Here is a 2555-nt window from a genome sequence, read left to right on the forward strand (position 1 = left end):
CGGTCGCCGAGGATCTCGTTCACCCGCTGCATCCACCGCGTCACCTTCGCGATGTCCGCATGGAACTCGGCGTGCTTGGCCCGGTCGATCACCTGAGCCCCGCAGATGCGGCACACGAGCGGGCCACGAGGGGGCGTAGAGGGCGCTGTGTGGCTCTCTGCCGGACGAACGGGGGCGGGTTGGGGTATCCGGGTGATCCGGACGGGTTTCTGGCTCATTTGCGGTCTTCTCTGTCGATTGCTGCTTGCGCCTTGGCCGATGGGATCGACTCGGCGCAGTCGTTGGTGGTTGAGGTCTTCGCCAGATGCGGTTTGCAGGCGAGGCACGGAATGGGGCGGCCTTCGTCGTCGGCGCCGATCCATCCGCGGCGGCATCGGGCATCCCGGCAAGGGCGGTCGGCGGGTTCGCCGTAGCGGTCCGGGCTCATCGCTTCACCGCTGCCATCGGAGAAGGAATTGGATGCGGTCGACTCGCGCGCGGTCGTGAGTTCCGTTCCCAAACCAGCCACGTCTCTTGGAATGGTTGTGGTTGGTAGGAATGGTGGGGGATCACCCGTGATCCCCAGACTTGCCCAAAATGATCCCCAGACTCGCTCAAAATGATCCCCAGACTTTCTGCGGGGGGCAATGTCTGGGGCACGCCAGTGATCCCCAGACATTGCCTGTGGATAACTTTCTGGGGATCGTGGGTGATCTCCAGACTCGGCGCGCCAGCGATAAGTCCACGGATCATGTGTGATCCCCAGACATTCCGTCTTCGTCCGGCCCGAGCATCGGCAGATCGAGCAGATTCAACGGCATCGTCAACCGGTACTCGTCCGCCTTCTTCGCGTGCCTGTTGCCCTGCTTCACCCGCTGAATGAGACCCATCGCCCGCAACTCCGACATGCCGCGCTTCACCGTCGGCTCCGACACGCACATCACCAGAGCCATCCGGTCCACGCCCGGCCGCACCCTCGTGCCGTCGCGGTCGGCGTACGTCGCCAGCATCACCGCGACATACTTCGTGCCCTTCGACATTCGCACCCGGCGGATGATTCGTTCCCACTCGAATCGATCCACTGGAATGGGGTCCGATAGGTCCACGAGCGTGTCCTCCACTGACGCCATGGCGCGCCTGCCTTCCGCAACCTCGGGACCTCCCCACATCGCGATTCCCCCTCGACTTGCTCCCAGGTCGTTCATCGCGCGTCGCCTTCCTCCAGCGCGGTGAAGTGAACCTGCGGCATCCAGCCGACGCCGTTCGAGAACTTGCCCCAATTCGCCTTGCGCGGATCGGCGATCCCACCGGGCTTCACAAGCAGGGAGTGGTGTTCCAGCTCGATCCGAAGGGTCTGGATTACATGGGTGGCGCCCACTTTCTCGACGAGGGCAATCACCTCTTTGGTGGCGCTGAGCCAGCCGCCTTTCAGGACCATCTCGAAGCCGTACTGCCGCTCGCGTGTCAGCGACATAATCCGGCCAACCACAGGGTGACCCTTCGATCCCGTAAAGCTGTCGAACGGGGTCGCCTCAAGGTCAACCCTCGTCGCTAACACAACATCCTCGGCGCACGACTGGCAGTGCAGGAACTTGCCGTTGCGACCGGTCACCTCCAGGCGGACCGGAGTCGTGTTCTTCCAGTCCGGCTCCTTTGGCACGCCGTCTCGCTTGTCTAGCACCTTCTTCCGGCGGCTAGGCTGGGCGATGAACCGCCGGTATGCGGCGGCCAGTTCCTCGTGACCAGGGTTGTGCTGCCGGTTGAATGGCGGGCGCAGCCGTATGATCAGCTCACGCTCAAGGCGCCGCGCTTCGTCGCGGCTGGGCAGGTGTCGCACCTCTTGGCGTGACACGTACCGCCACCATTCTTTGTCGGCGTTGTGCTCGTGGTTTCGCCGGATGCCTCGACTGGTGATGCCGACGTACAGCAGAACGTCGAACTTGTCGTAGTACAGGTACAGGCTGGTGGGCACGTCAGGGTGCGCGGAAGCGGCCGAGCTGGATATGCTCAATGGCGGCTTCACCTCCTTGCGTCTTAGCAGGACAGGGGGTGGAGCAAGGCCCCGGGATCGCGGGAGAACAGCGTTGGCGCGCTGCCCAACCGGTCCTGGGGCCGTCTTGATTTTACCGGGGATTCGCTGGGATCTCGAGCCGCCACACCCACCGGATTCGAACGAATGTGTGAGTCCCGCAATGCATTCAGCAACCATGCGGCATCTCCTCGATCTGGTCAGCGCCGCCCGGGATCAGGCGCAGCTTCGGCCGCGGCGGTGTGGCTTCACGCCCGCCGGGCATCGGGTCACGCCCGGACGCCCACCGGTAGATGTGATCCCAATCGGCATCCCAATAACGCTTGAGCACGCCGCCGGTATTGGCGGGCGGCAGCGGCTTACCGTTCTCAGCCCATTGGCGTGTGCGTTCTTCCGCCGCCTTGCCGAGGTGCCGGTGGCGGGCGCAGAACCACACCAGCCCGCCCTCCCCTGTGAGTGGGTCACGGTCGGCCAGCCCGTAACTGCCGCTCTTTCCGCATAGGCCTTCTCGCCGGATCATCGGCGCCACACAGCCACGGCCGCGCTG

General features: G+C 64.3%; 4 protein-coding genes and 1 pseudogene. All 5 read right to left on the reverse strand.

Annotation, left to right across the window (positions count from 1 at the left end; genetic code table 11):
* Positions 1 to 218, reverse strand: a pseudogene (locus ACWEO7_RS39120) (hypothetical protein); the annotation flags it as partial.
* Positions 215 to 499, reverse strand: coding sequence for a hypothetical protein (locus ACWEO7_RS39125; RefSeq protein WP_452430852.1), 285 nt, complete (start codon positions 497 to 499; stop codon positions 215 to 217). The pseudogene ACWEO7_RS39120 and the gene ACWEO7_RS39125, both read right to left, overlap by 4 nt.
* Before the next feature lie 229 nt (positions 500 to 728).
* Positions 729 to 1025 carry a hypothetical protein gene (locus ACWEO7_RS39130; RefSeq protein WP_452430854.1) on the reverse strand — a complete coding sequence of 99 codons (297 nt, stop codon included), beginning with the start codon at positions 1023 to 1025 and terminating at the stop codon, positions 729 to 731.
* Positions 1026 to 1180: 155 nt separating this feature from the next.
* Entirely contained in the window at positions 1181 to 1951 is a 771-nt protein-coding gene (locus tag ACWEO7_RS39135) for a hypothetical protein (RefSeq protein WP_452430855.1), read from the reverse strand.
* 226 nt (positions 1952 to 2177) lie between these two features.
* Positions 2178 to 2555, reverse strand: a 378-nt coding sequence (locus ACWEO7_RS39140) for a hypothetical protein (protein WP_452430857.1), incomplete at its 5' end; no start/stop codon positions are given.

Source organism: Nocardia sp. NPDC004260 (assembly GCF_053603155.1).